Annotated in this window: 4 protein-coding genes; 1 reads left to right on the top strand and 3 read right to left on the bottom strand. The window is 71.8% G+C overall.

Annotated features, from left to right (window positions below):
• Nucleotides 1-44: 44 nt before the first annotated feature.
• From ACFV0Q_RS38435 to ACFV0Q_RS38425, 3 genes are all read right to left on the bottom strand, one after another.
• On the bottom strand, nt 45-1,835 hold the full coding sequence (locus tag ACFV0Q_RS38435) for an ABC transporter permease/substrate binding protein (protein WP_385012328.1): 1,791 nt from the start codon (nt 1,833-1,835) through the stop codon (nt 45-47).
• Nucleotides 1,835-2,902 carry a glycine betaine/L-proline ABC transporter ATP-binding protein gene (locus ACFV0Q_RS38430; RefSeq protein WP_385012330.1) on the bottom strand — a complete coding sequence of 356 codons (1,068 nt, stop codon included), beginning with the start codon at nt 2,900-2,902 and terminating at the stop codon, nt 1,835-1,837. Before ACFV0Q_RS38430 ends, ACFV0Q_RS38435 begins: the two co-directional genes overlap by 1 nt.
• Before the next feature lie 175 nt (nt 2,903-3,077).
• Nucleotides 3,078-4,046: a SigB/SigF/SigG family RNA polymerase sigma factor gene (locus ACFV0Q_RS38425; RefSeq protein ID WP_385012327.1), complete on the bottom strand. Its 969-nt coding sequence runs from the start codon at nt 4,044-4,046 to the stop codon at nt 3,078-3,080.
• A 229-nt stretch (nt 4,047-4,275) separates the two neighbouring features.
• On the opposite strand from ACFV0Q_RS38425, the gene ACFV0Q_RS38420 reads away from it, so the two are divergent.
• Nucleotides 4,276-4,689, top strand: coding sequence for a helix-turn-helix transcriptional regulator (locus ACFV0Q_RS38420; protein WP_385012325.1), 414 nt, complete (start codon nt 4,276-4,278; stop codon nt 4,687-4,689).
• Nucleotides 4,690-4,761 lie beyond the last annotated feature (72 nt).

The raw sequence follows: 4,761 nt of genomic DNA, 5'->3' as shown, positions 1-4,761 counted from the left end.
GGGACCTTCACGGTCCCGCGCGCTCCGGCGCGTACGTACGGGGGTCAGGAGAGGGCCGCGACCTCCGGGTGGTCCTTCAGCCAGGCGCGGACCGCCTGCTGCTCCTTGCCCTTGCCGGTCTCCTGGATCATCGCCTCCAGGCTGGTGAGCTGGGCCTCGGTGAGCTTGAAGTCGCGCACCCACTCGGCCACCTTCGGCTCGTCGGCGGCGAAGCCCTTGCGCGCGAGGGTGTGGATGCCGTCACCCTTGCCCCAGGCGCCCTTGGGGTCCTCCAGCTTGGTGAGCTGGTACGAGGAGTAGGCCCAGTGCGGGGACCAGAGGACGACCGCGACGGGCTCCTTCTTCTCGTAGGCCCGCTTCAGCTCGGCGAGCATGCCCGGGGTGGAGCCGTCGACGACCTCGTACTCCCCGTCGAGGCCGTACTCCCCCAGCACCTTGTCCTTGAGGATGGACATCTCGCCGGCGCTCGGTTCGATGCCGATGATCCGGCCCTTGAACCGGCCGGACTTGCCCTTGAGGTCGGCCAGCGAGCGGACGTCCTTCATGTACGAGGGGACGGCGAGCTCCAGCGAGGTGGGCCCGTACCAGGAGCCGAGGTCCTCCAGCTTGTCGCCGTACTTCTCCCAGTACTGGGCGTGCGTGACGGGCAGCCAGGCATCGGTCTGGAAGTCGAGCTGGCCGCCGGCGAGGCCGGTGTAGAGGGCGCCGGCCTCCAGCTGGCGGGCGTCGACCTTGAAGCCGCGCTGCTCCAGGAGCTCCTTCCAGAGGAAGGTGGAGGCGATGCCCTCGTCCCAGGGGATGTAGCCGATCGAGACGGTGCGGCCCTTCCCGATGTCGTCGGCGCCGGCCGGGCCGGACTCCTCTGAGGAGCCGAAGGTGCTCATGCCGCCGGCCACGAGGGCCAGGACGACGGCGCCGGTGATCGCGTACGCGGGCTGCGGCCGGTGGCTCCAGACCTTGGCCGCGCCGGTCGCGGCCGACCGGGCCTTTTCGAGGGCGCGGCGGCCGAGCGGGGAGACCTGGCGGCCCAGGGCTCCGGTCATCCGGTCCAGGTACATGGCGAGGATGACGATGGAGACGCCCGCCTCGAAGCCGAGGCCGATGTCGACGTTGCCGATGGCGCGGTAGACGGCGCCGCCGAGTCCGCCGCCGCCGACCATGCCGGCGATGACGACCATGGACAGGCCGAGCATGATGACCTGGTTGACGCCCGCCATGATGGTGGGCAGGGCCAGCGGGAGCTGGACGCGCAACAGCGTGTCGCGCGGGGTGGTGCCGAAGGCTTCGGCGGCCTCGACGAGGTCGCCGTCGACCTGGCGGATGCCGAGTTCGGTCATCCGTACGCCGGGCGGCAGCGAGAAGATGATCGTGGCGATGATGCCGGGGACCACGCCCACGCCGAAGAAGATGATGCCGGGGATCAGGTAGACCATGGCCGGCATGGTCTGCATGAAGTCCAGGACCGGCCGCAGGGTGGCGCTGACCCGGTCGGACCGGGAGGCCCAGACGCCCAGCGGCAGTGCGAACACGAGCGTGACGAGGGTGGCGACGAGGACCAGGGACAGCGTGGACATCGCCTCGTCCCACAGGGCCACCGAGTCGACGAGCGCGAACCCGGCGAAGGCCAGCAGGCCCGCGAGCAGGCCGCGCAGCCACCAGGCGGCGACGGCGAGGATGCCCGCGAAGAGCAGCGGGGCCGGTGCGGAGAGCACCGCGTCGAGGCCGTCGTAGAGGCCGGTCACGAGGGCGCTGATGGCGTCGAAGAGCCAGGAGAGGTGGCGCTGGAGGAAGTCGACGGTGCTGTCGGCCCAGGCGCCGAGGTGCAGGCGGGGCATCAGGCGGCCACCTCCGCGTCGAGGCAGGCCATCGGGGGCCGCTGTTCGTCACCGATGAAGGCGACGAGCCGGTCCTGGGGGACGGAGCCGAGGACGGAGCCGTCGGCGTCCGTGACGGCCACCGCGTGCGGGACGCGGGCGCTGACCGCGCACAGGTCGGCGAGCGGGGTGTCCGCGCTGACGGTGGGGCAGGCGCAGGCGTCCGCGCCGGCGGGAGCCTCGTCCATGACGGCGTCGGCGGTGAGCACGCGCGAGCGGTCCACGTCCTGCACGAACGAGGCGACGTAGTCGTCGGCGGGGCGGGTGAGGATGTCCTCGGCCGTGCCCTGCTGGACGATGCGGCCGTCGCGCATGACGGCGATGGAGTCGCCCAGGCGCATGGCCTCGTTCAGGTCGTGGGTGATGAAGACGATGGTCTTCTTCAGGGTCCGCTGGAGTTCCAGGAGCTGGTCCTGCATGTCGCGGCGGATCAGCGGGTCGAGGGCGCTGAAGGACTCGTCCATCAGGAGCAGGTCGGCGTCGGTGGCCAGGGCGCGGGCGAGGCCCACGCGCTGCTGCATGCCGCCGGACAGCTCGTCGGGCCAGGAGTTCTCCCAGCCGCCGAGCCCGCACAGCGCCAGCGCCTCGGCGGCGCGCCGTTCGCGCTCGGCCCGGGGGACGCCCTGGACCTCGAGACCGTAGGCGGCGTTCGCCAGCACGTCGCGGTGGGGGAAGAGCGCGAAGTGCTGGAACACCATGGAGATCTTCGTGGACCGTACGCGGCGCAGCTCGCGCGCGCCGAGCGCGGTGAGGTCCTCGCCGTCGAAGAGGATGCGGCCCGCCGTGGGTTCCAGCAGGCCGTTCAGCATCCGCAGGAGGGTGGACTTGCCGGAGCCGGACAGCCCCATGACGACGAAGATCTGGCCGGGCTCGACGCTGAATGAGGCGTCGATCACAGCGGCCGTCGTGCCGTCGGCGCGCAGCTCGTCGCGGTCGGCGCCGCTCGAGAGCGCCCGGACGGCGGCCTCCAGCCGGTCGGGGCGTCTTCCGAACACCTTGTAGACGTGTTCGGCCTGGAGCGTGGACACATGCACCTCGGGGGTCGTACCGGCTCCGGCGAACCGCTGGCGGCGGCGGCCGGGGAGCGGGGCGGGATCGGCCCGCGCGGGCCGCGCCTGCGGCCCCAAGGGCCGGAGGGCACGGTTCCGCTCCAGCGGCGCGTTTGCCCGGGGTTCGCCGCGGCAAACCGGGGAGTGACCCGGATCACGGTGTGCGGCGGGCGGACTCCGGTGCGGCGGCGGGGGCGGCGTCGTCCAGCATCGAGGCCCGCAGGTGGGCGAGCAGCCGGGTCAGGAGCCGGGAGACCTGCATCTGGGAGATGCCGAGGGCGGTGCCGATCTGGGCCTGGGTCAGCTCCTCGCCGAACCGCATCCGGAGCATGGTGCGCTCGCGGTCGCTGAGCTGTTCGAGCAGTGGGGCCAGGGTCTGGATGTCCTCGACGAGCTCCATGGCCGGTTCCTCCTCGCCCATGACGTCGGCGAGGGTGTGGCCTTCGGCGGAGCCGTCACCGTGCTCGCTCTGCGGGGCGTCGAGGGAGCCGCTGGTGTGGCCGTTGGCGGCGACGAGACCCTCTATGACTTCCTCGTCGGTGAGGTCGAGGTGGGCGGCGAGGTCGGCGACGGTCGGCGAGCGGTCGAGCCGGACGGTCAGCTCCTCCTTCGCCTTGGCGATGTCGATGCGCAGCTCCTGGAGCCGGCGCGGGACGCGGACGGCCCAGGTGGTGTCGCGGAAGTGCCGCTTGATCTCACCTGTGATGTACGGCATGGCGAGGGTGGAGAACTCGTTCTCGCGGGCCGGGTCGAACCGGTCGATGGCCTTGATCAGGCCGATGGTGCCCACCTGGACGATGTCCTCGATGTCGCCGTTCTCACCCCGGCCGCGGAAGCGGCGCACGGCGTACTGGACGAGTGAGGCATTCATCTCGATCAGGGTGTTGCGGACGTACTGGTACTCCGGGGTGCCTTCGGAGAGTTCGCGCAGGCGCTTGAAGAACACCTTCGACAACTCGCGCGCGTCCGCCGGGGCCACCTCGCGGGGCTCCTCGATCCGGGGCACTCCGGCGCCGCGGGCGGTGGCGGCGGAGCGGCGGGGGCCGGGGAGGAGGGGGGCCCGGGCAGGGGTGTCGGTGGCGGCGGGGGCGGTAGTGGCGGTGGTGTGGGCACGGACCTGCATGGGGTTCGCTCCTTGGGCTGGTCGGCTTGCGGCGCGGGACCTTGACTGCCGTAGATGCTGGACCTCTTCTGCTCGTACGTCAAGAAATGCCGGAAACCGGTTTCGCGTCTTGCGTCACATGAATCATGTGACGCATCATGACCACATGGGGAGCCTGACACGTCGACAGAACTGGACATTCCTGACAAATCACGCCCGCGTCCTGGTGACCATCGCCCGGGACCCGGCCGTGCGTTTGCGGGATGTGGCCCTGGCGTGCGCGCTCACCGAGCGCACGGTGCAGACGATCGTGGCCGACCTGGAGTCCGACGGATACCTCCAGCGGGTCCGGGACGGCCGGCGCAACCGGTACGAGATCTCGGCGGGCGCCGTCTTCAAACACCCGGCGGAGGCAGGCGTCCAGGTGGCGGGCCTCCTGGCGCTCCTGACCGGAGTCCCCGCGGCGGACCCGCCGGTGGCGGTGACGGAGAACACAGCGCCGGACGAGGACCTGGCGGCGGACGTCCCGGCGGGCGCGGCCCCCGACCCGGCGGTGGAACACGAGACGGCTCCGGACCTGTCGGCGTACGCAGCCCCCGACGTGGCCCCCGACCCGGGGGTGGCGGGCGGGGACGGGGGCGGTTTTCCGGTGGGGGCTTCCTGACGCGGGGTCATCAGCCCGCACGACGGTTCCGACGCGCCCTTGTGGGCGTCCCCGGCGGGCCGCAGCCTTGGC

The organism is Streptomyces sp. NPDC059564 (genome assembly GCF_042735575.1).
In the GTDB taxonomy this organism is placed as follows: domain Bacteria; phylum Actinomycetota; class Actinomycetes; order Streptomycetales; family Streptomycetaceae; genus Streptomyces.
The sequence above is the reverse complement of the archived record's forward strand: the minus strand, read 5'-3'. Positions and strand labels throughout refer to the sequence as shown.

Coding starts and splice junctions, on each gene's coding strand:
- ACFV0Q_RS38435 (WP_385012328.1), bottom strand. CDS start 1,835: ATGCCCCGCCTGCACCTCGGCGCCTGGGCCGACAGCACCGTCGACTTC.
- ACFV0Q_RS38425 (WP_385012327.1), bottom strand. CDS start 4,046: ATGCAGGTCCGTGCCCACACCACCGCCACTACCGCCCCCGCCGCCACC.